Annotated in this window: 28 protein-coding genes; 20 read left to right on the top strand and 8 right to left on the bottom strand. The window is 68.1% G+C overall.

Features of this window, described 5'->3' with window-relative positions; translation table 11 throughout:
* Positions 1-19: 19 nt before the first annotated feature.
* The 6 genes from QP552_RS05245 to QP552_RS05220 all read left to right on the top strand — a co-directional run bounded on the left by QP552_RS05245 (position 20) and on the right by QP552_RS05220 (position 7,469).
* Entirely contained in the window at positions 20-424 is a 405-nt protein-coding gene (locus tag QP552_RS05245) for a hypothetical protein (protein WP_111112782.1), read from the top strand.
* 147 nt (positions 425-571) lie between these two features.
* Positions 572-2,860 carry a TonB-dependent siderophore receptor gene (locus QP552_RS05240; RefSeq protein WP_286075205.1) on the top strand — a complete coding sequence of 763 codons (2,289 nt, stop codon included), beginning with the start codon at positions 572-574 and terminating at the stop codon, positions 2,858-2,860.
* Between the two features lie 68 nt (positions 2,861-2,928).
* Complete coding sequence (locus tag QP552_RS05235) at positions 2,929-3,648, top strand: tetratricopeptide repeat protein (RefSeq protein WP_111112784.1); 720 nt, start codon at positions 2,929-2,931, stop codon at positions 3,646-3,648.
* Between the two features lie 10 nt (positions 3,649-3,658).
* Positions 3,659-4,336 (top strand): Fe2+-dependent dioxygenase, encoded by a 678-nt coding sequence (locus tag QP552_RS05230; protein WP_286075204.1) that lies wholly within the window; start codon positions 3,659-3,661, stop codon positions 4,334-4,336.
* A gap of 165 nt (positions 4,337-4,501) precedes the next feature.
* Positions 4,502-4,903: a hypothetical protein gene (locus QP552_RS05225; RefSeq protein WP_111112786.1), complete on the top strand. Its 402-nt coding sequence runs from the start codon at positions 4,502-4,504 to the stop codon at positions 4,901-4,903.
* Positions 4,904-5,048: 145 nt separating this feature from the next.
* Entirely contained in the window at positions 5,049-7,469 is a 2,421-nt protein-coding gene (locus QP552_RS05220; protein ID WP_286075203.1) for a TonB-dependent receptor, read from the top strand.
* Here the strand turns inward: QP552_RS05220 and QP552_RS05215 are convergent.
* A complete protein-coding gene (locus QP552_RS05215; protein WP_286075201.1) occupies positions 7,439-7,588 on the bottom strand; it encodes a hypothetical protein in 150 nt (49 codons plus the stop codon). The two genes, QP552_RS05220 and QP552_RS05215, sit on opposite strands and share 31 nt — an antisense overlap.
* 182 nt (positions 7,589-7,770) lie before the next feature.
* Between QP552_RS05215 and QP552_RS05210 the strand changes: the two genes are divergently transcribed.
* The 5 genes from QP552_RS05210 to QP552_RS05190 all read left to right on the top strand — a co-directional run bounded on the left by QP552_RS05210 (position 7,771) and on the right by QP552_RS05190 (position 12,504).
* Complete coding sequence (locus QP552_RS05210; protein ID WP_286075199.1) at positions 7,771-8,409, top strand: PepSY-associated TM helix domain-containing protein; 639 nt, start codon at positions 7,771-7,773, stop codon at positions 8,407-8,409.
* A 26-nt stretch (positions 8,410-8,435) separates the two neighbouring features.
* On the top strand, positions 8,436-8,954 hold the full coding sequence (locus QP552_RS05205) for a DUF2271 domain-containing protein (protein ID WP_099590125.1): 519 nt from the start codon (positions 8,436-8,438) through the stop codon (positions 8,952-8,954).
* A 121-nt stretch (positions 8,955-9,075) separates the two neighbouring features.
* The gene (locus tag QP552_RS05200) at positions 9,076-9,879 is read left to right on the top strand and encodes a DUF4198 domain-containing protein (RefSeq protein WP_286075197.1); all 804 of its coding nucleotides are present in this window, start codon (positions 9,076-9,078) and stop codon (positions 9,877-9,879) included.
* 52 nt (positions 9,880-9,931) lie between these two features.
* Positions 9,932-10,903, top strand: coding sequence for an FAD:protein FMN transferase (locus tag QP552_RS05195; protein WP_286075195.1), 972 nt, complete (start codon positions 9,932-9,934; stop codon positions 10,901-10,903).
* Positions 10,900-12,504 carry a sulfite reductase subunit alpha gene (locus QP552_RS05190; protein WP_286075193.1) on the top strand — a complete coding sequence of 535 codons (1,605 nt, stop codon included), beginning with the start codon at positions 10,900-10,902 and terminating at the stop codon, positions 12,502-12,504. Before QP552_RS05195 ends, QP552_RS05190 begins: the two co-directional genes overlap by 4 nt.
* A 115-nt stretch (positions 12,505-12,619) precedes the next feature.
* On the opposite strand, the gene QP552_RS05185 is transcribed toward QP552_RS05190, so the two are convergent.
* The 4 genes from QP552_RS05185 to QP552_RS05170 form a co-directional block, all read right to left on the bottom strand.
* Positions 12,620-13,225, bottom strand: coding sequence for a HutD family protein (locus QP552_RS05185; protein ID WP_286075191.1), 606 nt, complete (start codon positions 13,223-13,225; stop codon positions 12,620-12,622).
* Positions 13,226-13,259: 34 nt separating this feature from the next.
* Positions 13,260-13,985, bottom strand: coding sequence for a murein L,D-transpeptidase catalytic domain family protein (locus QP552_RS05180; protein ID WP_004147404.1), 726 nt, complete (start codon positions 13,983-13,985; stop codon positions 13,260-13,262).
* 16 nt (positions 13,986-14,001) lie between these two features.
* Positions 14,002-15,084, bottom strand: a complete 1,083-nt coding sequence (locus tag QP552_RS05175; protein ID WP_111112793.1) for a L,D-transpeptidase — start codon at positions 15,082-15,084, stop codon at positions 14,002-14,004.
* A 352-nt stretch (positions 15,085-15,436) separates the two neighbouring features.
* On the bottom strand, positions 15,437-15,724 hold the full coding sequence (locus tag QP552_RS05170; protein ID WP_258012983.1) for a helix-hairpin-helix domain-containing protein: 288 nt from the start codon (positions 15,722-15,724) through the stop codon (positions 15,437-15,439).
* 239 nt (positions 15,725-15,963) lie between these two features.
* Between QP552_RS05170 and QP552_RS05165 the strand changes: the two genes are divergently transcribed.
* From QP552_RS05165 to murU, 4 genes are all read left to right on the top strand, one after another.
* Positions 15,964-17,457, top strand: coding sequence for a M20 family metallopeptidase (locus tag QP552_RS05165; RefSeq protein WP_099553086.1), 1,494 nt, complete (start codon positions 15,964-15,966; stop codon positions 17,455-17,457).
* A gap of 69 nt (positions 17,458-17,526) precedes the next feature.
* Positions 17,527-17,796: a GlsB/YeaQ/YmgE family stress response membrane protein gene (locus tag QP552_RS05160; protein WP_005415577.1), complete on the top strand. Its 270-nt coding sequence runs from the start codon at positions 17,527-17,529 to the stop codon at positions 17,794-17,796.
* A 64-nt stretch (positions 17,797-17,860) separates the two neighbouring features.
* Positions 17,861-18,886 (top strand): phosphotransferase, encoded by a 1,026-nt coding sequence (locus QP552_RS05155; protein WP_111112794.1) that lies wholly within the window; start codon positions 17,861-17,863, stop codon positions 18,884-18,886.
* Positions 18,883-19,593, top strand: a complete 711-nt coding sequence (murU, locus tag QP552_RS05150) for an N-acetylmuramate alpha-1-phosphate uridylyltransferase MurU (protein WP_106549240.1) — start codon at positions 18,883-18,885, stop codon at positions 19,591-19,593. Before QP552_RS05155 ends, murU begins: the two co-directional genes overlap by 4 nt.
* A gap of 456 nt (positions 19,594-20,049) precedes the next feature.
* Here murU and hda read toward each other — a convergent pair whose 3' ends face one another.
* The 3 genes from hda to QP552_RS05135 are packed head-to-tail and all read right to left on the bottom strand — an operon-like array spanning position 20,050 to position 23,062.
* On the bottom strand, positions 20,050-20,757 hold the full coding sequence (hda, locus tag QP552_RS05145) for a DnaA regulatory inactivator Hda (protein WP_099553089.1): 708 nt from the start codon (positions 20,755-20,757) through the stop codon (positions 20,050-20,052).
* Positions 20,757-21,926 carry an AI-2E family transporter gene (locus tag QP552_RS05140; RefSeq protein ID WP_286075190.1) on the bottom strand — a complete coding sequence of 390 codons (1,170 nt, stop codon included), beginning with the start codon at positions 21,924-21,926 and terminating at the stop codon, positions 20,757-20,759. The genes hda and QP552_RS05140 overlap by 1 nt, the downstream gene beginning before the upstream one ends.
* A complete protein-coding gene (locus tag QP552_RS05135) occupies positions 21,923-23,062 on the bottom strand; it encodes a DUF2066 domain-containing protein (protein ID WP_286075189.1) in 1,140 nt (379 codons plus the stop codon). Before QP552_RS05135 ends, QP552_RS05140 begins: the two co-directional genes overlap by 4 nt.
* A gap of 99 nt (positions 23,063-23,161) precedes the next feature.
* Here QP552_RS05135 and purM point away from each other — a divergent pair, with 99 nt between their 5' ends.
* From purM to purN, 5 genes are read left to right on the top strand one after another with little or no spacing between them, the layout of a single operon-like run.
* Positions 23,162-24,220, top strand: coding sequence for a phosphoribosylformylglycinamidine cyclo-ligase (gene purM / locus QP552_RS05130; protein ID WP_049427462.1), 1,059 nt, complete (start codon positions 23,162-23,164; stop codon positions 24,218-24,220).
* A 21-nt stretch (positions 24,221-24,241) separates the two neighbouring features.
* Positions 24,242-24,730, top strand: coding sequence for a hypothetical protein (locus QP552_RS05125; RefSeq protein ID WP_106551085.1), 489 nt, complete (start codon positions 24,242-24,244; stop codon positions 24,728-24,730).
* Positions 24,727-25,149: a hypothetical protein gene (locus QP552_RS05120; protein WP_111112957.1), complete on the top strand. Its 423-nt coding sequence runs from the start codon at positions 24,727-24,729 to the stop codon at positions 25,147-25,149. Before QP552_RS05125 ends, QP552_RS05120 begins: the two co-directional genes overlap by 4 nt.
* A 40-nt stretch (positions 25,150-25,189) precedes the next feature.
* Positions 25,190-25,852 (top strand): DUF2238 domain-containing protein, encoded by a 663-nt coding sequence (locus QP552_RS05115; RefSeq protein ID WP_286075187.1) that lies wholly within the window; start codon positions 25,190-25,192, stop codon positions 25,850-25,852.
* A complete protein-coding gene (gene purN, locus QP552_RS05110) occupies positions 25,849-26,508 on the top strand; it encodes a phosphoribosylglycinamide formyltransferase (protein ID WP_106551088.1) in 660 nt (219 codons plus the stop codon). The genes QP552_RS05115 and purN overlap by 4 nt, the downstream gene beginning before the upstream one ends.
* Positions 26,509-26,529: the final 21 nt, after the last annotated feature.

Below are 26,529 nucleotides of genomic sequence, written 5' to 3'. Positions count from 1 at the left end.
ACGACTCCGCCCCTGCGCCATGGCCTCGCCCGCGCCCACCGCCACGTTGTGCCAGCTCGCCCGCCAGGGGTGGCCACTGCTCGTGGCCGTGCTGCTGACGCTGCTGCTGGGCTGGTCGGCGCTGCACGAGGGGCGCGGCAGCGATCCGGCCGCGCACGGCTGGCAGGCACATGCGGATGATCTGCTGCAGGCCATGCCGCTGCCGGAAACGCCGGCCGACGAATGCCCACAACACGCCGCCCCTGCCCCCGAGCCACCGCTTGATGGCGAGGGCAGTACACCCTGCACCGGCCTGGCGTCACCGCGCGCCGCGCTGGTCGCACACATCCCGCTGTGGCGCTCCGACGCCCTGCGCTGGCAGCTGCACGATCCCGCACTGCGGTTGAACCCCGGCCACGCACCGCCCACACCGCACGCCAGCTGAGGCGCCCTGCGGCCTTTGCCGTGCGCCTCATTGCGTTTCGGGCCAGCCGAGCATCGGCTCGGCTCTACAACACCCGTCTCCTGCCAGCCGCCACGCCCGCGTGCCGGCCCGCGTCCTTTCCCGATCCAAGCCACCGCCACCCAGACCATGACCCACATCAAGACCCGCAAGTACGCCCCGCGCGTTTCCCTGCTCGCCTCGGCCACCCTGGCCGCCGGCTTCGCACCGCTGGCCGCACAGGCCGCCGACGGCGCCGCCTCCGGCACCAACAAGGCCACCGACCTGGACAAGGTGCAGGTGCGCGGCAGCTGGTTCAATCCATCCTCGCCGAAGTTCACCGCCGAACTGCTGGACACGCCGAAGTCGGTGTCGATCGTGTCTGAGAAGCTGATCGCCGAGACCGGCGCGACCAACCTGCAGGATGCGCTGCGCATGGTGCCGGGCATCACCTTCGGTGCCGGCGAAGGCGGCAACCCGACCGGTGACCGCCCGTTCATCCGTGGCTTCGATTCGCAGAGCAACGTCTTCGTCGACGGCCTGCGCGACGTCGGTTCGCAGACCCGCGAAATCTTCGACCTGGAGCAGGTGGAAGTGGTCAAGGGCCCGAGCTCGGCCTACGGCGGCCGTGACTCCGGTGGTGGCAGCCTGAACCTGGTGAGCAAGACGCCGAAGCTGAAGAACGAGACCAGCGCCAGCATGGGCATCGGCACCGACAGCTACGCCCGCGGCACCGTGGACGCCAACTACGTGCTGGGCGATGGCATCGCTGCCCGCCTGAACCTGATGAAGCACGAGTCGGACATCGCCGGCCGTGATGCAGCCAACGTCAGCCGCTGGGGCATCGCGCCGTCGATCGCATTCGGCCTGAACGGCCCGGCGCAGCTGATCGCCAGCCATTACCACATGCAGAGCGATGACCTGCCGGACGCGGGTGGCTTCCCGTATGGCAACCCGAACGGTGCGCCGGCCTCGAAGTGGGTCGATGGCCGCCCGATGGTGCCGGACCGCAACAACTACTACGGCCTGGTTGATCGTGACTTCCAGCGCACCCGCGCAGACATCAGCACCCTGGACGCCAGCTACGACTTCGGCGGCCACAAGCTGCGCAACATCGCGCGCCTGGGCAACACCAGCAACGATTACCTGTGGACCCAGCCGGACGACAGCCAGGGCAACCCGAACAACTACGGCACCTTGTGGCGCCGTACCAACACACGCGCCGTTGACGTCAAGAGCTTCGCCGACCAGCTGGGCCTGACCGGCGCCTTCCAGACCGGCGCGCTCAAGCACAGCTACAGCGCCGGCGTGGAATACAGCGACGAGAAGATGACCCGCGGCAGCTACCTGATCGCCCCGGGCACCAGCAACCCGCTGACCGGCAACAGCAAGTGCCCGACCACCGGCGCGGCCACCGGCTACAACTGCACCAGCTTCGCCAACCCGAACCCGAACGATCCGTGGGCGGCTACCCACTCGGTGTACCGCAGCGACAAGGCGCTGGACGTCGAGCAGCGCACCAAGACCAAGTCCGCGTATCTGTTCGACACCATCGAGCTCACCGCGCAGTGGAGCTTCAACGTCGGCCTGCGTTACGACGATTACAGCACCACGCTGACCACCCCGGTGGCCGGCGCAGCACCGACCCGCGTGCGCAATGACAACGACTTCCTGAACTACCAGGCCGGCGTGGTGTTCAAGCCGGCCGCCAACGGCAGCATCTATCTGTCGTGGGGCACCTCCTCGACCCCGCCGGGCATGGACGGTGGTGACGGTTCGGACGGCCTGAGCGCCGCCGTCGCCGACCTCAAGCCGCAGGACACCAAGAACCTCGAACTGGGTACCAAGTGGGACCTGCTCGACAACCGCCTGAACCTGACCGCCGCGATCTTCCACACCGTGATGAACAACGCACGCGTGACCATCGACAACGGCACCAGCCAGAACGCCGGCAAGAAGGAGATCAACGGCTTCGAGCTGGGCTTCAACGGCCAGCTGACCGACGCCTGGAGCCTGTACGGCGGCTACACCTACCTGGATTCGGAACTGAAGGACAACGGCTTCGTCTGCGCCGTGTCCGGCCGCACCTGCCCGTCCAACGTCTACGTGCCGTCGCCGAACAACGGCAATGAGTTCCCGAACACCGCCAAGCACAGCGCCAACCTGTGGACCACCTACCGCTTCCCGATCGGCCTGACCATCGGCGCAGGTGCGTTCTACTCGGACAAGCAGTACGGTGATGTCGCCAATACCAAGTGGATCGCCAGCTACACCCGCTTTGACGCGATGGCCAGCTACGCGATCCAGGACAACATCAGCCTGCAGCTGAACGTGCAGAACCTGACCGACAAGACCTACTTCACCAAGGCCTATGCCTCGCACTACGCGAGCATCGCCCCGGGTCGCTCGGCCACCCTGGCGCTGAACGTGAAGTTCTGATCCAGCGTTGCTCCACCACGGCGGCAGGGTCTCCTGCCGCCGTTTTTGTTTCCGGCGATACTCACTGCATGGCCAACCGCACCCCCATCGACAGCGACGCCCTGGCCGAGCTGCTGCAGCACGACCCGGCAGCCGCGTTCGCGCACATCCGCGATGCCGCGCAGGCCGGCCAGGTCGACGCACAACTGCTGCTCGCGCAGATGCACATGGAAGGCAAAGGCACCGCGCAGGATGCCTCTGCCGCGCTGCTCTGGTACGAAACCGCCGCCAACAACGGCGCACCGATGGCGATGAACATGCTCGGCCGCTGCCATGAGCTGGGCCAGGGCACCGTCGCCGACCCGACGCTGGCCGCAGTCTGGTACCGGCGCGCGGCCGACACCGGCCTGGACTGGGGCCTGTACAACCTGGCCAACCTGCTGGCCACCGGCCGCGGTGTGCCGCAGGACCGCGTGCAGGCGCTGGCGCTGTACACCCGCGCCGCGCACATGGGCCACGCCAAATCGATGAACCTGCTGGCCCGCCATCTCGAGGACGGCCTGGAGATCGAGCGCGATCCGCAGGCCGCGCTGGACTGGTACCGGCGCGCCGCCGAGACCGGCGATTTCCGCGGCCAGGCCAACTACGCATCGATCCTGCTGCAGGCCGGCCAGGTCGACCAGGCCGTGCACTGGTTGCGGCTGGCGCTGGCCCACGGCAGCCCGGCGTTCATGGCGCACATCGTGCCGGAGCTGGCGGCGTCCCCACATCCGCAGGTGCGCGCCCTGGTCGCACCGTCATCCCACTGAGGAGTTCCGCATGCTGCTGCACATCCCCGACATCCTCAGCGCCACGCAGGTGGCCGAGTTCCGCCGCCGCCTCGACGTCGCCGACTGGACCGATGGCCGCGAGACGGTCGGCCATCTGGGTGCACAGGCCAAGCACAACCAGCAGCTGCCCGAGGCCTCGCCGCTGCGCCGCGAGCTGGGCGAGATCATCCTCGTCGCGCTGGCCCGGCACCCGCTGTTCTTCAGCGCGGCGCTGCCGCTGAAGTACCTGCCACCACGCTTCAACCGCTACAGCGGTGGCGGCACCTACGGTTTCCATGTCGACGGCGCGGTGATGAACCTGGCCAACGGCGAGCAGCTGCGCTCGGACATCTCCTGCACCCTGTTCCTGTCCGATCCGGACGAATACGAGGGCGGCGAGCTGATCATCAGCGACACCTACGGCGAGCATGAAGTGAAGCTGCCCGCCGGCGACCTGATCGTGTACCCGTCCAGCAGCCTGCACCAGGTGCGGCCGGTCACCGACGGCGCGCGCGTGGCCTCGTTCTTCTGGGTGCAGAGCATGATCCGCGACGATGTGCAGCGGCGCCTGCTGTGGGAGATGGACAGCTCGATCGAACGCCTGCGGCAGACCGGCGGCGACGCCGAAGCGGTGCTGCAGCTGACCGGCGTGTACCACAACCTGCTGCGTCGCTGGAGCGAAGTCTGAGCCCCGCCTGGCCGGCCTGCGACATTTTGGCAATCATTCTCATTTGCAACAGCTAACGGCTCTCATTACAATCACGCCCCGTTGATGCTGGCCGCTGCCGGCAAACCACCTGGGGATCCTCGCTTGCTGCGCCCGTTCCGCCCTCGCCCACTGATCCATCGCAAGATGGGTGCCGCCATGCGCGGCCAGCGTCCTGCGCTGGCCAGCCTGCTGGCGTGGGTGGCGATGCTGGCGTTGCTGCTGGGCACCCTGCCGCTGCTGCCGCACCCGGCGACAGCAGCGACCGTGCAGGTACCGCTGGAAGAACGCGGCGGCGAAGGCCCGTTGCAGGAAGAAGCCCCGGCCAAGCTGCGCCGCTGTGCCTCCACCCCGGTGAAAGCGGCCGAGAAGGCACGTCCGCCGCTGCTGCTGGCCAGCCAGTGGCTGCGTACCGAACTTGAACTCGTACCCGCCACGCCGGCCATGCCCGGCGTGCGCCCGGACTGGCCGCTGGCCGCTCCGGACACGCCCTGGGCCGACGCGCCCGGGCGTCGCCAGCAACGCGGCCAGGCGCCGCCGCTCGCCTGATCCACGGCCCGACGTGACCGCCTGCGCGGTCGCGCCCGCACGCCGCTGCCTGCTTCATCCCTGCCGTCCCTGACCGGGCTTCCCGTGCGTGCCGCGCCCTTCGCGCCCGGCATCGCACCTCTCTGCATCTTTCGAGGTAACTGCCATGGCCCAGCGCCATCGTGTCCGTTCGTCCCTGTCCCGCCCCCTGCTGACCAGCGCCGTGCTGGCGGCGATGGCGGCCCCTGCTTTCGCACATGGAGAGATCGCCGGCGCCCCGCAGACGCTGGACAAGGTGGTGGTCACCGCCTCCGGCTTCGAACAGAAGGTGGTCGATGCGCCGGCCAGCATCAGCGTAGTCAGCCGCGAGGAGCTGAGCAAGCGCCCGTATACCAACCTGGTCGATGCGCTGCGCGACGTCGAAGGCATCGACGTCGGCCTGGAAGCCACCGACAAGAACGGCCGCGCCGCCATCTCGATGCGCGGCCTGCCCTCCGAATACACCCTGGTGCTGATCGACGGCCGCCGCCAGAGCAATGTCGGCCAGCTGTACCCGAACAACTTCGGCGGTGGCCAGTTCGCCTACCTGCCGCCGCTGGATGCCATCGAGCGCATCGAAGTGGTGCGCGGCCCGATGTCCACGCTGTACGGCTCGGACGCGATGGGCGGCGTCATCAACATCATCACCCGCCGCAACCACGACAGCTGGCATGGCGCGCTCACCCAGGGCTTCACCGTGCAGCAGGACGACCAGTTCGGCGATGCACGCACCACCGACCTGTACCTCAGCAGCCCGCTGCTGAAGGATCGCCTCAGCCTCGCCGTGCGCGGCAGCTACTACGATGCCAAGGCATCGAATCCGGAATGGGATGCACTGACCCTGCCCGACGGCACGCTGTGGGAGCGCAGCATCGGCTTCGGTGGCGGTGGCAAGTCGGTGGCCAACACCAACTGGAACACCGGCGTGCGCCTGGACTTCCGCGTCAACGATGACCACGAGCTGTGGCTGGACTACGACGTGTCGCGGCAGAAGTACGACAACAGCGAAGGCCAGACCGGCACCCTCGACAGCCTGGCCAGCCTGTGGCGCGTCGGCAATGCGGTCATTCCCAACCCGAACGGCAGCGGCACGGTCACCCGCCGCGTGGTGCAGCCGCGCGTGGGCTACACCGCCTACCAGCGCTACGAGCGCGACCAGCTGTCGCTGACCCACCAGGGCCGCTACAGCTTCGGCACCTGGCAGACCTCGCTGACCCACAGCAAGAGCAGCAACCTCGGCCGCTCGCTGCCGTTGACCCTGGACGAGCGTGCCAACCTGCAGACGCTGTGGAATGACGTCTGTCGCCGCACCGGGGCGGCCAACAACTGCGCGGCCGGCCGTGGCAATGCGCTGACTGCGCTCAATCCCAGCGAAATGGCGCGCCTGCAGGCGTTCCTGCCGCGTCCGCTGCGCACCATGGAACTGGAAGGCTACGTGCTCGACACGATGCTGGATCTGGACTTCGGCGCGCACAAGCTCACTGTCGGCGGCCAGTACAACGACACCGACATGATCGACGGCGTGTTCGGCATGGACGGCGCCGGCTACCGCAGCAACACCAAGCAGAAGCACCGCATGTGGGCGCTGTTCGCCGAGGACAACTGGGCGCTGACCGACACCCTGACTGCCACCTTCGGCCTGCGCTACGACGACCACAACATCTTCGGCAGCCATCTCAGCCCGCGCGGCTACCTGGTGTGGAACGCCAGCGATGCCTGGACCTTCAAGGGTGGCGTCAGCACCGGCTACAAGACCCCGCGTCCGGACCAGCTGTTCCCGGGCATCACCGGCTTTGGTGGCCAGGGTGTATTGCCGCTGGTGGGCTCGCCGAACCTGAAGCCGGAAACCAGCACCAACTACGAGCTGGCCGCGTACTACGAAGGCCAGCGCTGGGGCTTCAACGTCACCGGCTTCATCAACAAGTTCGAGGACAAGATCGCCAGCGGCGGCACCTTCCCGAACTGCGAAGTGGCGCCGGCCGGCAGCGGCTACTGCGTGGACATCGGCCCGGGCTGGGCCGCACTGGGCTACAGCACCTTCACCCAGAGCGTGAACATCGACAAGGCCGAAACCCGCGGCGCGGAACTGGCCGGCCACATCGACCTGCTCGACACCCTGCAGCTGCGCGGCAACTACACCTGGACCAAGAGCGAGCAGACCAGTGGCCCGCAGAAGGGGCTGCCGATCACCGGCACCACCCCGGCCAAGCACATGGCCAACGCCAGCCTGAACTGGCAGCTCAACGAGGCCATCAGCCTGTCGCTGATCGGCGAGGGCCGCTACGACCGCTACCGCGACACGCTGCTCGACGCCAACGGCGTCAGTCAGACCCGTTACTACGAGGACTACACCATCTTCCACCTGGGTGGCAGCTGGAAGGCGACGCCGTGGCTGACGGTCAATGTGCGGGTCAACAACCTGTTCGACAAGAACTTCGTCTCGCAGTCGTGCCTGCTGATCAGCCAGAGCGAGTTCAACTGCGTGGACGACTATGCGACCAAGGACCAGCGCCGCAGCTATTGGATTTCGTTGAACGCGAAGTTCTGATCGCCGCGCACCTCCCTGCTTCGGTGGGTGCCAACCTTGGTTGGCATTTCCTTGCCCTGGTGGGTGCCGACCTTGGCCGGCACCGCCCTGCTCTGGTGGGTGCCGACCTTGGTCGGCATTGCCCTGCTCTGGTGGGTGCCAACCTTGGTTGGCACCGCTTCATCCACGCGTGGCGTGGATCTACCGACCCGCGGTAGCGGTAGTGCCGGCAATCCCTCTCCGGGATACAGAACGACACGCAATTGCGAGCTATTCTCATCAATGATGTAATGGGCAGTCCCCGTCCGCCTCGAACCGTGCCGTGAGCCGTCCTGCCTCTTCCACCGTGCAGCAGCAACAAAGCCGTGGCTTCTGGCTCCGGACGCTGCACCAGTGGCACTGGATCAGCTCGGCGGTGTGCCTGATTGGCATGCTGCTGTTCGCGGTGACCGGCCTGACCCTCAACCACGCGGCGAAGATCGAGGCCAAGCCACAGGTGCAGAACCAGCACCTGGAACTGCCGGCCGATCTGCTCAGCCAGCTCGGCACGCACGAAGACGGCAATGCGCCGATCCCGCGTCCGGCCCGGCAATGGCTGGATACACAGCTGGGCATCGCCATCGGCGGTCGCCCCGCCGAGTGGTCGGCCGAAGAGATCTATTTGTCGTTGCCACGCCCCGGCGGCGACGCCTGGCTGAGCATCGATCGCGAAACCGGCGCGGTGGAGTACGAATCAACCTCGCGCGGCGTGGTGTCCTACCTCAACGACCTGCACAAGGGACGCAACGCGGGCCCGGCGTGGGGCTGGTTCCTGGACCTGTTCGCCGTGGCCTGCCTGGTGTTCTGCATCACCGGCCTGTTCCTGCTGCACCTCCATGCACGGCAGCGGCGCATGACCTGGCCGCTGGTCGGCCTGGGCCTGATGATCCCGCTGCTGATCGCCCTGCTGCTGATCCACTGACTTTCCCTCGTTTCCGGAGCCGCCCCATGCGCGTCACCCTGACCATCGCCCTCAGCGGCCTGCTGGCCACCTCGCCGGCCTATGCCGCCACCCTCGACATCAACGTCGAAGTGCCCAAGCTCAACGTGGCCGAATACCACCGCCCGTATGTGGCGGTGTGGCTGGAAGGCGCCGACCAGAAGGTCGCGGCCAACCTGTCGGTCTGGTACCAGCAGACCAGCAACAGTGAGGGCCACGGCACCAAGTGGCTGCCCGACCTGCGCCAGTGGTGGCGCAAGAGCGGCCGCACCCTGCAGGTGCCGGTGGACGGCGTGACCGGTCCGACCCGCCCGGCCGGCAAGCACGCGCTGTCGTTCAACGACAAGCAGCCGGCACTGAAGCAGCTGGCACCGGGCAACTACACCCTGGTGGTGGAAGCGGTGCGCGAAGTCGGTGGCCGCGAACTGCTGAAGATCCCCTTCACCTGGCCGGCCACCGCCGCGCAGAACGGCAAGGCGCAGGGCGCCACCGAACTGGGCCAGGTCACCCTCGCCGTCAAACCGTAATTGCCTGAGCCGGGGTCGGATCCCTTCCACAGGAAGGGCTCTGACCCCATCGCCACATCCCCGGGGTCAGAGCCCTTTCCGTTGGAAAGGGATCCGACCCCTTCCAACTGGAGTCTTCCGCATGAAGCGCACGCTCGTCCTCGCCGCCGCTCTGGCCGCTGCCCTTCCCTTCTCCGCCCTGGCCCACAAGGCCTGGCTGCTGCCCTCGCAGACCGTGATCGCCGGCAACGCGCCGTGGATCACCGTCGACGGTGCGGTCTCCAACGACCTGTTCTACTTCAACCACGTGCCGCTGCGCCTGGAATCGCTGGTGATCACCGCGCCGGACGGCAGCAGCGTGCAGCCGCAGAACGCCTCCACCGGCAAGTACCGCAGCGTGTTCGACCTGGAACTGAAGCAGGCGGGCACCTACCGCATCGCCTCGGTCAATGACGGCCTGTTCGCCACCTACGAACAGAACGGCGAGCGCAAGCGCTGGCGCGGCAGCGTTGCCACCTTCGGTGAACTGCCGAAGGATGCGAAGAAGCTGGAAGTGAGCCAGTCGGTCGGCCGCGTGGAAACCTTCGTCACCAACGGTGCGCCCAACGACACCGCGCTGAAGCCGACCAACCACGGCATCGAGCTGGTCGCCGTCGGCCACCCGAACGACTTGTTCGCCGGCGAGGAAGCCACCTTCCGTGTGCTGGTCGATGGCAAGCCGACCGCCGGCCTCGAATTCGAGATCGTGCGTGGCGCCACCCGTTACCGCAACGCGCAGGACGAACTGAAACTGACCAGCGATGCCAAGGGTGAGATCAAGGTGACCTGGCCGGAAGCCGGCATGTACTGGCTGGAAACCGGCACCGAGGACAACAAGACATCGGTGAAGCAGGCCACCAAGCGCCGCCTCAGCTACGTCGCCACGCTGGAAGTGCTGCCGCAGTAATGGGGACCGCGATGCCGGGCACGCCCCGGCATCGCCGCCGCAACGCCTCACCATGACCGATTCCCTGCTCGACATCGCCCGCCTCGGCGGCACCACCATGGGCACCACGTGGAGCGTGTCGCTGGTCGCGCCGCGCCAGCGCGACCTGCACCCGCTGCACGCCGGCATCCAGGCGCGGCTGGATGATGTGGTCGCGCAGATGAGCACGTGGGACGCCGGCTCGGACCTCAGCCGCTTCAACCACGCCGCCGCTGGCCAGTGGTGCACGCTGCCGGCCGAGACGCGCCAGGTGCTGGCCTGCGCTCAGGCCATCGCCGCCGCCAGCGATGGCGCATTCGATCCCACCGTTGGCCCGTTGGTGGCACTGTGGGGCTTCGGCGCCCATGCCGGTGAACGCCGCCAGCCCGATGCCGCCACGCTGCAAGCCACGCGTGAACGCTGCGGCTGGCAGCGCCTGCACTGGCAGGACGATGCACTGCTGCAGGCGGGCGGTTTGGAGCTGGATCTCTCTGCGATCGCCAAGGGGTTCGGCGTCGATCACGTCGCCGCATGGCTGCGCGATCAGGGCATCGCTGCGGCACTGATCGAGGTCGGTGGCGAACTTGCTGGCTATGGTCGCAAGCCGGACGGCCAGCCGTGGCGCGTACTGGTGGAATCGGCGCCGGAAGAAGACGCGCACACCGGAACTCCACCGCGGGTGCTGGCGCTGCGCGGCAAGGCGGTCGCCACCTCCGGTGATCGCTGGCACCAGTACGAGGCCGATGGCGAGGCCTACAGCCACAGCCTCGACCCGCGTACCGGCAGACCGGTGCGCCAGGTCGCCGCCGCCGTGACCGTGGTCGCCGACGACGCCATGCACGCCGATGCCTGGGCCACCGCACTGACCGTGCTCGGCCACGAACAGGGCATGGCGCTGGCCGAACGCGAAGGACTGGCCGTGCGTTACCTGCAACGGGCTGCCGAAGGCCCCCGCGAATTCCTCAGCAGCGCCTTCCAGCGCCTGCTCGACGAGCAGGACGCATGAGCGCACGGCCGTCGCGCGCACTGCTTGGCAACGCGCTTGTACTGATCCTGCTGGCGCTGATCGCCTGGGCGCTGCTGCGACTGCATCTCGGCGAAGCCTGGTGGCAGGGTGCACCGCCGGCACGGCAATCGCAGATCGCCATCATCGCCACCGCGCTGTATGCGCTGGCCTGCGCCGCACTGTGGTGGCGTGGGCGACCACGCGACGATGCTGCCTCTGGCGACATCGCGCCGATCCTGCTGGTCTGGTCCAGCCAGACCGGCTTCGCCCGCGAACTGGCCGAACGCAGTGCCGAGGCATTGCGTGGTGCCGGCGTGCCGGTGCGCGTGCGCGGTCTGCATGAGGTCGATGCCACCTTGCTGGCCGACAGCCAGCGTGCATTGTTCATCGCCAGCACCACCGGTGAGGGCGACCCTCCCGACCACGCCCTGCCCTTCCTGCGCGGGGTGATGGCCGCGCCGCCCTCGCTGCAGCACCTGCAGTACGGCGTGCTCGCACTGGGCGACCGCAGTTACGGACACTTCTGTGGATTCGGCCATCAGCTCGACCAGTGGCTGCGCCAGCACGGTGCGCATCCGCTGTTCGATGCGATCGAAGTCGACAACGCCGATCCGGCCGCGCTGCGTCACTGGCAGCAGCTGCTGGGCCAGCTCGGCGGCGGCGCCAGCGAGCTGCCCGACTGGAGCCCGGCTGAGTATCAGCCATGGACGCTGCTGCAGCGCGCACATCTGAATCCCGGCAGCCCGGGCGGCGCGGTGTACTGGCTGCGCCTGCAGCCACCGGCAGGCAACAACGCACATTGGCAGGCCGGCGACATTGCCGAGATCGGACCACAACACGCACGGGACAGCGCGCGCGCGTGGCTGGACGCGCAGGGGTTCAATGCGGATACCGTGCTGGATGATGGGCAGACGCTGCTGGCTCGCGTTGAGCGCTCGCATCTGCCTTCGCTGGTTCCACCGGGCGACCTGCCTGCCTTGCTGGCAGCGCTGCAGTCGCTGCCGCATCGCGAATACTCGATCGCCTCGGTGATGGCCGATGGCGCGGTGGAACTGCTGCTGCGCCGCCAGCTGCGCGCGGACGGCACGCCCGGCATCGGCAGCGGCTGGCTGTGCGACCACGCGGTCATCGGCGAGCCTGTGCAGCTGCGGCTGCGCCGCAACGACAACTTCCATGGCGTCGCCGCCGATGTGCCGCTGCTGTTGATCGGCAACGGCACCGGCATCGCCGGCCTGCGTGCGCACCTGCACGAACGCGCACGCAGTGGCGCGCGCCGCACCTGGTTGCTGTTCGGCGAGCGCACCGCCGCCCACGACTTCCACTTCGGTGAAGAACTACGGGCGATGCTGGCCGACGGCTCGCTGGCGCGGCTGGATGCAGTGTTCAGCCGAGATGGCGGTGCGCACCGCTACGTGCAGGACCGGCTGCTGGCCGAGGCAGCCACGTTGAAGCAGTGGATTGAGGAAGGCGCGACGATCCTGGTCTGCGGCAGCCTGCAGGGCATGGCCCCGGCGGTGGATGCGGTGATCGAGCAGGTGCTGGGTATCGACGGCAAGGAAGCGTTGCTGCTGGCCGGTCGTTACCGGCGCGATGTGTATTGAACGAACCATCGGGGTCGGATCCCTTTCCGCAGGAAAGGGCTCTGCCCCCAACCACAAATGCTCTCTGATGGATGCGAACCTTGGTTCGCACCATGACGCCGGGCGTGGCCCGGCGCTACCCAGCGCTCGTTACCCGGATCGCCAGCAGCTCGCCGCCGCCCTGCACCGCATGCCGCTGCCGTTCACCGGCGGCCAACCACGCGGTATCGCCGGCCTGCATGGCCGGCAATCCACTGTCGGCACCAAACTCGGCGTGCCCGGCCAACAGGTGCAGCGCCCAGGCCACGCCCGGTTCGCAGAAGAAGAACATCGACCCCACCAGCGGCCGGTGCAGCAGTTCGGCCTGCAGCAGCTCGCGCTTCCACATCAGGTTGAAGTCGTGGGTGGTGCCGTCCACCAGTTCACCGTGCAGTGTTTCCTCACCCGCAAAGCGCACCCGCCCATGCGGTGGCAACACTTCGGCCACGCGGCCATCGTCGAAGCGCAGGCGCACGCCATTGCCCTGCAGCAGCACCAGCTCGCGCTCCACGCCGGGGAAGGCGGAGAACGCGGCGTCCTGCTCGATCTCGGCCACCGACAGGCGCAGCGCCCAGTCATCGCCCTGCGCGGGCAGGCGCAGGATCTCGCGGGTCCAGCCAAGTCCATTCCGCCAGCGTTCGCGACGATAGTCCAGGCTGGAAATGACCTGGCTAGGAGTGTGCAGCAGGGAGTCGATGTTCATCGGCGCATTGCATCATGCCGCGCGCCGTCGTGCATCACCGCGTGGCGAGCGTGCCCTGGCCACCACACTCCCCGCCCAGCAGCTGCGAGTGCTTCAGCCAGTCCTGATCGGGGTAATACGCGAACACCATCGTGCCGCCGCGCAACGCGTCGATGAGTGGCTTGGCCACCGACAGGCGCACCGCCGGGCAGCCCAGGCTGCGGCCGAGCCGTCCCTGCAGCTGCGCGGTTGCCGGGTTCACGTAAGGCGCGCCGTGGATGACGATGGCCCGTTCCCGTGCCCGGTCGTTGAAGCCCGGTTCCAGCCCCGCCAGGCGCAGCGAATAACCGTTGCCGCCCATGTAGGTTTCCTGCGCGGTGAACGCGCCGAGACTGGACATGAAACTGCCGTCGCGGTTGGAGAAGTGCTCGGTGCGGTTCTCGCCGCTGTTGCGGCCGTGCGCCACCCATTCCTCGAACAACAGGCGCTGGTGGGCCAGGTCGAACACCCACAGCCGCGGCTCGGTGGACGGCCGCGAGTAGTCGATCACGCTGAGGCGATCACCGTTGATGCCCAGCTCCGGCCGCTGCAGTGCGCAGCGCATGGCATGCGCCGCCAGCTGCAGCACGTGGCGGTCGGCCTTGGGCGCACTGCGCGACAGCAGGGCAGCGAGATCATCGGCAGAGGTGGCGAGGGCGGGCGTCTGTGCCAGCGCCGGGGCGCTGGCCGAGGTCGCCAGCAGGCCGAACGCGGCCAGCCGGCACAGGCGGGATGCAGTCATGGGCACAACGAGGGCGTCAGTTGCCCTTGAGGGTGGACCCTGGCGGCTCGGATTCCAAGACCGGCTGCATTCCGGATTCAGCCGGGCTTGGGCGGACCGCCGGCAGCGAGGTCACCAGCAGGGTCGTGCCCGGCACCAGCACCTGGTACAGCTGGCGGGCGAAATCGGCTGGCAGCGCCATCGGCAGCGAGGGCGTGGCCAGCAGGTCCGGGGTGGCCTGGGCCCGGTCCTGGCCCAGCAGCGGGTAGGCCGTCCACTGGTGCAGGCGCTGGTTCGCGTCCAGCGGGCTGGGGGTGTCGCTGTAACCCTGCCCCATCACGAACAGGGTGGTGCCCTGGAAGGCCGGCAGCGCGTCGGCCTTCAACGGCGACTCGCCGATCATCACACCATCGCGCAGCACGTACAGGCGCTGGTCGTGCAGGCTGACCAGGATGCCGACCTGCCCGGCCGGGGCCGCGCTGTCGTTCCACCATGCCTGGGTGGCCGCCCCCTCGGTTTCCGGCAGCGCCTGCCCGCGCGCGTTCACCGGCGCCAGCACCGACGGATAGGCCAGGGTCATCGGCGAGCTCTTGGCATCGGCCACGACCACGGTATCGCCGCGCTGGGTTTCGCTGAACAGCTTCTGCGCGAAGGCCTGTGGCAGTCGCACGCAGCCGTGCGAGGCCGGGTGCCCGGGCAGGCTGCCGCCATGCAGGGCAATGCCGTCCCAGGTCAGCCGCTGCATGTAGGGCATCGGCGCGCTGTTGTAGAGGTTGGATTTGTGGTCCTTGTCCTTCTGCAGGATGGTGAACACACCCGTCGGCGTCTCGTGCCCGGCCTTGCCCGAGCTGATCGTGGTCAGGCCGATGGCGATGCCGTTGCGGTAGACGTAGGCGCGCTGCTCATCGAGGCTGACCACCAGCACGATCGGGCCGGTCGGCGAGATTTCCGGATGCCACAGGTATTCGCCCGGCTTGAGGTCGGTCGGCCCGCGTACCTCGGCGGTGGCCGCAGCGGCAGCTGCAGGCCTGGCAGCCGACGGCGGCGGCGCAGCGTGGGCCAGCAGCGGCAGGGCCAGTGCAAGGGCGAGCATCAGGGTCGTGGGGCGATGCGGAAACATCCAGCGGATGTCCTTTCCATGCGGAGCAACCACCGTACACCATCGACCCGTGGTGGCCGCGGCAAAACCGGGCGCCGGAAATGAAACTGCCCGGCGACACAGCCATGTGTCGTACCGGGCAATCGTTACGTCCCTGTCGGCCTGCTGCCGCCCCCTCGCATCCTGCGCTGTGGGGGTAGCGTTGCATCCTGCACGCGGCCGCGTCTGTCCTGTTTGTATCTCAGCCCCTTCCACAGGTCTGTGATGCCACCATCCTGGTGATTGGTGCCGCGTCCTGCGGCAGTCGGTGGTCACAGGCGTCCTGCCCGTGTCCGGTGAACCAGCCTCCTGCCGGTTCCGACGATTCCTGCTGTCAGCGCCTGGGTACGGTTCGCACCGGTACCGATCCGGGTACCGGATCCGCCGGCAACAGCCTGTTGCCTACGGTGATCCGCTGTCGATTCCGTTCGACGATTGCATTCCCTATTCCCTTCACCTGCGTCAGGTCCTCGACGCGATGAAACGGGCCGTGTCTGCGCCGGTGCTCGACGATTGCCTCGGCCTTGGCGGCTCCGACCATCGTCAATCCCTGCTGCAGCGCCTGGGCATCGGCGCGGTTGATGTCGATCGGTTCGGCGGCATGCGCCCCAGCGATCCCCATTACCAGTACCAGCACCCTCAACACGACAAACCAAGGCACGACGTGTATCTCCTTGTGATTCTGGCCGCCCCGACCGGCAATCCCGTCGGTAGGAACAGTGTCCGTCACCACATGTGCACAGCCTATCGGTTTCCCGGATTTCCGTAAGCCAGCCAAATACCCGACGTGTTGTAGGAAAAACCCTACCCCGGCACAGGCGTAGAATGGCGCGATCACAGCCCATGCAACCGGAGTTTCAGATGGACAGCGCCAAGCTCGGCCAATTCGTCAATGACAAGTGGGACAGCGAGATCGTCCCGCAGTTGGTCGACTACATCCGCATTCCCAACAAGTCGCCGATGTTCGACGCCAATTGGGTGCAGAACGGCTACATGGAACAGGCGGTCACGCTGATGGAGAACTGGGCCAAGGCCCAGCAGCTGCCCGGCCTGAAGGTCGAAGTGGTGCGCCTGGAAGGCCGCACCCCGCTGATCTTCCTGGAAATTCCGGCCACCGGCGCCGAAACCGGCGACGACACCATCCTGCTTTACGGCCACCTGGACAAGCAGCCGGAAATGACCGGCTGGGACGACGACCTCGGCCCGTGGACCCCGGTCCTGCGCGGCGACAAGCTGTACGGCCGCGGCGGCGCCGATGACGGTTACGCCATCTTCGGCTCGCTGGCCGCGGTGCTGGCGCTGCAGGCCCAGGGCCTGCCGCACGCCCGCTGCGTGGTGCTGATCGAAGCCTGTGAAGAATCAGGCAGCTACGACCTGCCGGCCTACGTCGACCACCTGGCCGACCGCATCGGCAAGCCGTCGCTGGTGGTCTGCCTGGATTCGGGCTGCGCCAACTACGACCAGCTGTGGTGCACCACCTCGCTGCGCGGCCTGACCGGCGGCAATTTCACCGTGAAGGTGCTCAACGAAGGCGTGCATTCCGGCGATGCCTCCGGCGTGATCCCGTCCAGCTTCCGCCTGCTGCGCCAGATCCTTTCGCGCATCGAGGACCAGGACACCGGCCGCATCCTGATCGACGGCATGAACGTCGAGATTCCGGCCGAACGCCAGGAACAGGCCAAGCGTGCTGCTGAAGTGGTCGATACCGAGATCTTCGAGAAGTTCCCGATGGTCGACGGCCTGCGCCCGATGAACGAGGACCTGACCGAGCTGGTGCTCAACCGCACCTGGCGCCCGGCGCTGTCGGTCACCGGCGTGGGCGGCATGCCGCCGCTGGAATCGGCCGGCAACGTGCTGCGCCCGCAGACCTCGGTGAAGCTGTCGCTGCGCCTGCCGCCGACCGCCGATGGCAAGACCTGCGGCGAGCTGCTGAAGGAAGCGCTGCTGCGCGACCCGCCGAACGGCGCACAGGTCACCCTGGATCTGGAAAAGGCGTCCACCGGCTGGAACGCCCCGGCCATGGCGCCGTGGCTGACCCAGGCCATCGACGACGCCAGCCAGGCCTTCTTCGGCAAGCCGGCGATGTACATGGGCGAAGGCGGCTCGATCCCGTTCATGGGCATGCTCGGCGAGAAGTTCCCGGGCGCCCAGTTCATGATCACCGGCGTGCTCGGCCCGCACTCCAACGCGCACGGCCCGAACGAATTCCTGCACATCCCGATGGGCAAGAAGGTCACCGCCTGCGTATCCAAGGTGATCAGCGAGCACTACGCCGCCAGCCTGCGCGGCGAGACCAGCGGTTCGCCGGTGGCGGCCGACAGCGGCACCCGCCACGGCGACCACGGCTGCTGCTGATCCGGCACCCGTGACGGACGCAGCCTGGCCTTGCTAGGCTGCGTCCACACTCAAGCGGAATCCGCGCGCATGAATGGTCTGTTCGGCAGCAGCAGCTGGCTGTACATCCTGCTGGTGGGCTTCTTCGTCGGCCTGCTCGGGCGCTTCTTCATGCCCGGCAACAACCGCATGGGCTGCCTGTTGACCATCGTGCTGGGCATCCTTGGCGCGCTGCTGGCCGGTTGGTTCGGCCAGTACATGGGCTGGTACGCCCCCGGCGAACCGGCCGGTTTCCTCGGAGCGGTGGTGGGCGCGGTGGCCGTGCTGGCCGTCCTGCGCCTGTTCAGCGGCCGCCGCTGAGCCCGCATCCCCTTCCCTTCCTGTTCCCGACGTTGGCGCGCCCGGCGCGCCCGGATATGCCTGCATGACCGAACCCGCCTCCGATCCCCAGCGCAGCGCGCAGCGCCTGCAGTGGGCCCGTACCCAGCTCGAAGATGCGAATGCAGTGGTCGAACGCGCCTCGGTTGATGCCGGCATGCGCAGCTACTGGCGCACCACCAGCACGCGCGGCAGCCACATCGTGATGGATGCCCCGCCGGGGCTGGAAGATCCTCGGCCGTGGCTGCGCATGCGCGGCCTGCTGCACGACAACGGCCTGCGCGTGCCCATGCTGCTCGCCCAGGACCTGGAGTCCGGCTTCCTGCTGCTGGAAGACCTAGGCGGCCCGACCCTGGCGAAGATCCTCGACGAGCGCAATGCCGATGAATGGTTCGACCGTTCGATCGAACAGCTGCTGCGCCTGCAGGCGATTCCAGTGCCCGCTGATTTCGGCCAGTTTGGCGAAGCGCTGCTGCAGCGTGATGCCGGCCTGTTCGACGAATGGTTCCTGCAGCGCCACTTGAACCTGGAGCTGGACTGCGGCGAGATCGAAGGCCTGCAGCTGGTGCATCGCCGCCTGATGGACAACGCGCTGGGCCAGGCCCAGCTGATGACCCACCGCGACTACATGCCGCGCAACCTGATGCCGGTCGACGGCGGCCCAGCGGTACTGGATTTCCAGGACCTGGTGCGCGGCCCGATCGCCTACGACGCGGTAAGCCTGTTCAAGGACGCCTTCCTGAGCTGGCCACTGCAGCGTGTGGACGAATGGCTGGCGCAGTACCACGAACGTGCGCGCGGTGCCGGCCTGCCGGTGCCCGACCGCGCCACCTTCCTGCGCGATGCCGACTGGATGGGCATCCAGCGCCACGTGAAGATCCTCGGCCTGTTCTGCCGCCTGCGTTACCGCGACAACAAGGGCCATTACCTGGACGACGCACCGCGCTTCATCACCTATCTGGATGAAGTGCTGCCGCGCTACCGCGAGCTGGCCCCCCTGCAGCAGCTGCTGGACGACCGCATCAAGCCTGCGCTGGCCGAACTGGCCGCACCGATGCGCGTGGCCCGATGAAAGCACTGGTCTTTGCTGCCGGCCTCGGCGAGCGCATGCGCCCGCTGACCCTGCATACGCCCAAGCCGCTGCTGGAAGTGGCCGGCAAGCCACTGATCGTGTGGCATCTGGAACGCCTGGCCGCGCTGGGCGTGCGCGAGGTGGTGGTCAACACCGCATGGCTGGCCGAGCAGTTCCCGGCGACGCTGGGCGATGGCAGCCAGTGGGGCCTGCGCCTGCACTTCATGTACGAAGGGCAGACCCCGCTGGAAACCGGCGGCGGCATCCTCAACGCACTGCCGGTGCTGGGCGACGCCCCATTCCTGGTGGTTAACGGCGACATCTGGACCGATTTCGATTTCGCCACGCTGCCCCGCGAGCCGCAGGGCCAGGCGCACCTGGTGCTGGTCGACAATCCGGCGCAACATCCCAACGGGGACTACCGGCTGGACGCGCAGGGCGTGCTGCACCATGACCGCGAAGGCCCGTGCCTCACCTACGCCGGCATCGGCGTGTACCGTCCTTCGATCGTGGCCGACTGGCGTGCCGTGATCGGCGATGCACCGGGCAGCGAGCGGCTGCCGCCGAAGTTCTCGGTGGTGCCGCTGCAGAAGCATTTCATGGCGCAGGGATTGATGACGGGGCAGCACCATCGCGGGCGCTGGACCGACGTCGGGACCGTTGATCGCCTGCGCGCGCTGGATGCTGAGTTGGCGGCGAACGGCTGAGCCCCTCGTGGCTGGTCGCTCAAATCAAAAGCCGCGCTTGGCCGGTCGGGTGGGCCATGCAGGGGACGCTGCAAGTACGTCCCTGTAAGCTCGATGGCGCCATCCATGGCGCCAACGCCCCTGCATGGCCCACCCGCCCGGCCTCTGACAGTTTCCGTGGGCGTCCAGCCACGGAAGAAAGATGGAAAGGCAAAAGCAGGTCGCTTCGCTGCGCTTGCTCTGGTGTCGACCAAGGTCGACACCCACCAACAGCCGCGGGAATCTGTCGAAGGCGGGGTGGCTCAGGTTGCGGGGGCGTGAGCGCCATGGATGGCGCGATCGAGGCTACATGGACGTACTTGCGCCGTCCCCCGCAACCTGAGCCACCCCGCCTCCCCCCAGGAAGCCAGCTTTGGACGTTGACGTTGCTTCGGCTTCGGCGGGTGCAGGGCGCAGCCCTGCAAACAAAGCCCACCCTCAGTAACGAGGCCGGCCTTCTTCCAGCACCTGGCGCAAGAACGGCACGGTGATCCGCCGCTTCGCCGCCAGCGACTCGCGGTCCAGCCAGTCCAGCAGCGTGATCAACCCACCCAGCTCGCGCCCGGTATGCGACAGCAGCCACTCGATGGACGCCTCGTCGATCGCCAGCCCACGCCGCAGCGCGCGCTCGCGCAGCACCGCTGCCCGCCCTTCCTCATCCAACGGCTGCAGCAGCACGCGCACGCACTGGCCCAGCCGCGAACGCAGGTCCGGCAGCACCAGGCCCAGCGCTTCCGGCGCCTTCTGCGCCGTGTACAGCACGGTCACGCCCGCGGCACGCGCGCGGTTGTGGAAATCGAACAGCGCGATCTCGTCCTCGCGGTTGCCGGCAACCTCGTCCAGGCCGTCCAGCGCCACCAGTTCGCGCGCCTCCAGCCCATCCAGCGCCGCACGCACGCGGCCGGCCGCACTGGCCAGCGGCACATAGGTCGGCAGGCGTCCGGCCTGCTCGGCGCTGGAACACATCGCCAGCGCCTGGTGGGTCTTGCCCGTGCCCGCCGCACCTTCCAGGTAGACCCAATCGTGGCTGGCACCCACCGCGATCGCGCGCAGCTGCGCCAGCGCGCCATCCGGCGCACCGATGAAGGTCTCCAGGCGCTGGTCCCGCGGGTAATGCAGGGCCAGCGGCAGTTGCGGCACACCCATCACTTCAGGTCGGGGCCCTTGTCGTTCGGAATGATGATATGGGGGGCATCGACCACGCCATCAAGCACGATCGCCGGCTTCTCGCCCACGTACAGCTCGCTCTGGCGGTAGCGCTGGTGCGCGTAGCGCAGCAGCACGTTGGTCACCGCCGCCACCGGCAGCGCCAGCAGCATGCCGAGGAAGCCGAACAGCTGGCCGCCGGCCATCACCGCGAAGATCACCGCCACCGGGTGCAGGCCGATCTTGTCGCCGACGATGCGCGGGGTCAGTACGTAGCTTTCCAGCAGCTGGCCCACGGTGAACACCACGCCGACCAGGATCAGCAGCTTCAGGTCGAAGCCCTGTGCCTGCACCAGCGCGGCCACGATCGCCATCAGGATGCCGGTGGTCGCGCCCAGGTACGGGATGAAGCTGATCAGGCCGGCAATCAGGCCGATCAGCAGGCCCAGCTTCAGGCCAACCAGCGACAGGCCACCGGCATAGATCACGCCCAGCGCCAGCATCACCAGGAACTGGCCGCGGATGAACGCACCCAGCACCTCGTTGGATTCACGCGCCAGCGCGCTGATGGTGCCGATCTGGTTGCGCGGAATCACCGACGCGACCCGCTCGACCAGCTTGTCCCAGTCACGCAGGAAGTAGAACGCCAGGATCGGCAGCAGCAGGATGTTGACCACCCAGGTCACCATCGCGAAGCCCGAACGCGAGACGTAGCCCATGAACGTGGTGGCGAAGCCGCCGGCCTGCTGCCAGTGGCTGCGCACCCATTCGATCAGGCGGTCCGGGTCCAGCCACTGCATCACTTCCAGGCCGGTCTTCTGCTCGAACCAGGGAATGCCCTTTTCCATCAGCCACGCCTGTGCCTGCGGCGCGACCGCGATCAGGGTGGTGATCTGGCGCTCGATCATCGGCACCAGCACCAGCAGCAGCGCCACGATCACCAGCACCATCGCCGCGAACACCAGCACCACGCCGGTCATGCGCGAACGGCCGGTGGCCTCGATGCGGTCCACCAGCGGGTCACCCAGCCAGGCCAGCGCCAGCGCCAGCACGAAGGGAGTCAGGATCGGCGCCAGCAGCCACACCACCCAGCCGATCAGGCCGGCGAACAGGATGTACTTCAGGCGGCGCAGGAACTGCGCGATTTCCGCTTCCGGGGTCAGGGTCATCGCAGGCGGTACTCGTTGCTGACCGGGGCGGCCACCGGGGTACCGGTGGTGTCGTCGATCGGCGTGGGCAGGGCCGGCAGCGGTGCGCTCGGCACCAGCACGCCGTTGTCGCCCAGCATGCGGTTGAAGCCGGCCAGGCCGGTGGTCATCTCCAGGCTCAGTTCAAGCTGGCCGGCTGAAGCGTGCAGCGGGGTGACGTTGCGCACCACCGGCACCTCGCGCAGGCCGGCAGCCAGGCGCAGGTAGTCGTCGGCACTGTTGATGCCGGTGACCACCACGCGGTAGGTCCCGGCCTGGCCGACGGCGGCGCCCGCCTTGGCATAGCGCTTGACCAGCGCATCGGCGGCGCCGTCGGCACCGGCGGCCATCGCACGCATGGCGTTGGCGTCCTTGCTGGTCCACTTGTTCAGTTCGCGGCCGTTGTCGACGAACACCCAGTCCGCCTGCCAGCCGCCATTGGCGCGGTACAGCTTGCCGATCAGCTGCATCGGCGGCGAGTAGCGCGAGGAGGCACGGGCCACGGCAGCACTGTCCTGGCGCCAGATCGCACCCGCCAGCGCCTGTTCGGCGGCACCACCACTGGGCAGGCCCAGCTTGTAGCCACGCTCGATGGCGCGGTTCAGCAGCGGGCGCGCGGCGTTGGCCTGCTGCACGCTGACCAGGCGCGGGCCGCTGCCATCGTCGACGGCCAGCCACAGCACCGGCTTCGGTCGCGGCTGCGGCCACAGTGGCAGGCCCAGCGCCGACACCAGCGAGTCAACGTCGTCCTCGCGGAAGCGGGCCACCAGCAGGGTACGGAAGCTGGGGGCGCCGTTGGCGCTTACGCTCTGGTCCTGCTTGTAGTCGTAGCTGGCCACGTAGTCCTTGGCGTTGCGCAGCGCCTGCACCACACCGGGGCGGGACGTCACGCTGCGGTCGCCGGACAGCTTGCCCAGTACCACGCTCAGGGCGCGGGCCAGGGCGCCGTTGCGATCGGCCTCGGCTTGGCTGTTGACGGGCACTTCGGCCTCGTACGCGCCACTGGCGGTGGCGACATCACCCTCGGTGCGAAGGCCGCTCTGGGCCATCGTGGCCACCGGCAGGCTCAGCGCAAGGAGCAGGGTCAGAATCAGGCTGCGGCGCATCAGGACATCCATTGGCTCGACGTATCCGGGGGAATTGTTGCCCGAATACGGCCTTTGCGCCAATGCGGCCTGTTAAAATCGCCCGTTCAACCCCTGCCAGCGCCGACGCCCGTGACCAACACCCCGTCTTCCGCCCCCTCCCCCCTCACCTACCGTGACGCGGGTGTCGACATCGACGCCGGCAACGAACTGGTCGAGCGGATCAAGCCCCTGGTCAAGCGCAGCTTCCGCCCGGAAGTGATGGGCGGCCTGGGTGGCTTCGGCGCCCTGTTCGACCTGTCCAACAAGTACCGCGAGCCGGTGCTGGTGTCCGGTACCGACGGCGTGGGCACCAAGCTGAAGCTGGCCCACCAGCTGAACCGCCACGATACGATCGGCATCGACCTGGTCGCCATGTGCGTGAACGACGTGCTGGTGCAGGGTGCCGAGCCGCTGTTCTTCCTGGACTACTTCGCCACCGGCAAGCTGGACATCGACACCGCGGCGGCGGTCGTGGGCGGCATCGCCAACGGCTGCACCGAGGCCGGCTGCGCGCTGATCGGCGGCGAAACCGCTGAAATGCCCGACATGTATGCCCCGGGCGAGTACGACCTGGCCGGCTTCACGGTCGCCGCGGTCGAGAAGAGCGAGCTGAAGGACGGCGCCAGCGTGGCCGCCGGCGACGTGCTCATCGGCATCGCCTCCTCCGGCCCGCACTCCAACGGCTACTCGCTGGTCCGCCGCATCTACGACCGCGCCGGCCGCCCGGCCGATCTGGAGCTGGAAGGCGGCGTGAAGCTGGTCGATGCGCTGATGGCGCCGACCCGCCTGTACGTCAAGCCGATCCTGTCGCTGCTGAAGTCGCACGGCGAGGCCATCCATGGCATGGCCCACATCACCGGTGGCGGCCTGACCGAGAACATCATCCGCGTGGTGCCCGACGGCCTCGGCCTGGACATCCAGGCGTCGTCCTGGACCCTGCCGCCGGTGTTCCAGTGGCTGCAGAAGGAAGGCGCGGTGGCCGACAGCGAGATGTGGCGCACCTTCAACTGCGGCATCGGCTTCGTGCTGATCGTCGCGCCGGACCAGGTTGCTGCGGTGTCCGAGGCGGTCAAGGCGCAGGGCCTGGAGCACTGGACCATCGGCCAGGTGGTCACCGCCGAAGGCGCCGAGCGCGTCCACATCGGCTGAGCCCGGCAACCAGGAGCCCGCATGGACGCAACGCCCCCCTTGTCGCCCGCCCCCGTGCCGCCGCCGCTGGCGACGGTACCGCCGTTCAGCGCGCAGGATGCCGACCACCTGCGCATGCTGGCCATCGCACACTACGTGGTCGGTGGCCTGATCGTGCTGTTCTCGCTGATCTTCATCCTGCACATCGTGATCGGCATCGCTGCGTTGACCGGCAGCCTGCCGATGAAGTCCGGCGGCGAGCCCTCCTCGCCGGAGGAACAGCGCCTGATGGGCTGGGTGTTCACTGTTCTCGGCTGCGTCGTCGTGTTCGGTGGCATCGCGCTGGGTTCGTTCGTGGCCTATGCCGGCCGCTGCCTGTCCCGCCGCCGCCGCCATCTGCTGTGCCTGATCGCGGCTGGCCTGGCCTGCCTGTTCACGCCGGTCGGCACGGTGCTGGGGGTGTTCAGCCTGATCACCCTGCTGCGTCCGCAGGTCAAGGCTGCCTTCGACGCTCCCGCCACGGCCGCATGACCGCCTCCGGCAATCCACCGCCGCTGCCGCACCAGACCCTGGCGCAGCTGCAGCTGGTCAGCCATCTGCAGACACTGAGCGTGCTGTTCCATGCACTGGCCGGTTTCCACTGGGTCGCCGCAGTGGCGTTCCTTGGCCTCAGTGGATGGGTGGCCCACTCACGCGGGCTGGACGATGCCTGGATGCTGGCCTCGATCCATGCCTCGATCGCCCTGCTGGCCACCGTGCTGGGCTTCGTGCAGCTGCGCACTGCCCGCCAGCTTTCACAGCGCACCGGCCTGGCCTGGTGCCAGCGCGCGGCCTGGCTGGGCGTGCTGGCCGGCCCGCTGGGCATGGCCCTGACCGCTTATGCCTGGGTGTTCCTGTCCAAGCCGGAGATGGCTGCGCTGTTCGACCGCGGCGACCATCTCAGTGCCTGAGCCCGTGGGCAGACAGCCGCCCTTCCCTGATCGATCCGACATGTCCTCGCCAGCCTTCTCAACGACCGCCTCACCCACCCGCTACCGCTTCCCGGTACCGAAGAAGCTGGCCTTCGCCGCCGTACTGGCGGTCTTCGCGATCAGCTGGATCCACCCGTTGTGGCCCACCGAGCAGGCCCTGCACAGCACGCTGACCGTGGTCGGGCTGGTCGCCCTGCTGTGGGTCGACCGTCGCGGTGGCTGGCTGGGCAACGGCGCTTTCATCGCCATCTGCGGCTTCCTCGCCCTGCACTGCGTGGCGGCGCGCTGGCTGTATTCCAACGTGCCTTACGACGCCTGGGCGCAGGCGCTGACCGGCTGGTCGCCCAACGCGGCATTCGGCTGGCAGCGCAATCACTTCGACCGCCTCATCCACTTCCTGTTCGGCGTCTGCTTCACCCCCGCGCTGCTGCAGCTGGCGCGCCATGCGTGGCCAGCGCTGCGGCTGGGCCAGGCCTTCACCCTGGCAGTGATGACGGTGATGTGCGCCAGCCTGGTCTACGAATGGTTCGAATGGGCCATCGCGCTGGCGCTGTCGCCGGATGCCGCCGAAGCCTACAACGGCCAGCAGGGTGACATGTGGGATGCGCATGCCGACATGCTGATGGCGACCATCGGCAGCCTGCTGACCTGGCCATTGATCCGCCGGAGTTCCCTGCAATGACCGCCCCAACCCGCATTGCCGTGCTCGCCTCGGGCCGCGGCAGCAACCTGCAGGCCATCCTCGACGCGATCGGCAGCGGCCGCCTGCCGGCCGAGGTAGCCGGCGTGTTCTCCGACCGCCCCGCTGCAGAAGCACTGCAGCGCGTCGATTCCGGCCTGCGCTGGGCACACACGCCGAAGTCCTTCAGTGACCGCGCCGCCTACGAGCAGGCACTGGGCGATGCGCTGGCAGCAGTACAGCCGGACTGGATCGTCTGTGCAGGCTACATGCGCATCCTTGGTCCGGCCTTCGTGCAGCGCTTCGCTGGCCGCCTGGTCAACATCCATCCGTCGCTGCTGCCGCTGCACAAGGGCCTGGACACCCACGCGCGGGCGCTGCAGGCCGGCGATGCCGAGCACGGTGCCAGCGTGCACCTGGTGGTGCCGGAGCTGGATGCCGGAGCCGTGCTGGCGCAGGTACGGGTTCCCGTGCTGCCGGGCGACGACGCGCACAGCCTGGCCGAGCGGGTGCTGGCGGTGGAGCACCCGCTGCTGATCGCCACGCTGCAGCTGCTGTGCGAGGGCCGCCTGGCTGAACGGGAGGGTCAGCCCTGGCTGGACGGTCACCCCCTGTTTAGCCCCTTGGCCCTAGATTCCGCCGGAAACCTGAACCGGTAACGCCCTTGCACACGCCCCGCT

This window comes from Stenotrophomonas sp. 59 (assembly GCF_030291095.1).
GTDB lineage: Bacteria > Pseudomonadota > Gammaproteobacteria > Xanthomonadales > Xanthomonadaceae > Stenotrophomonas > Stenotrophomonas maltophilia_Q.
Note: the sequence above shows the minus strand (reverse complement) of the source record. Positions and strands in the feature narration are given on the sequence as shown.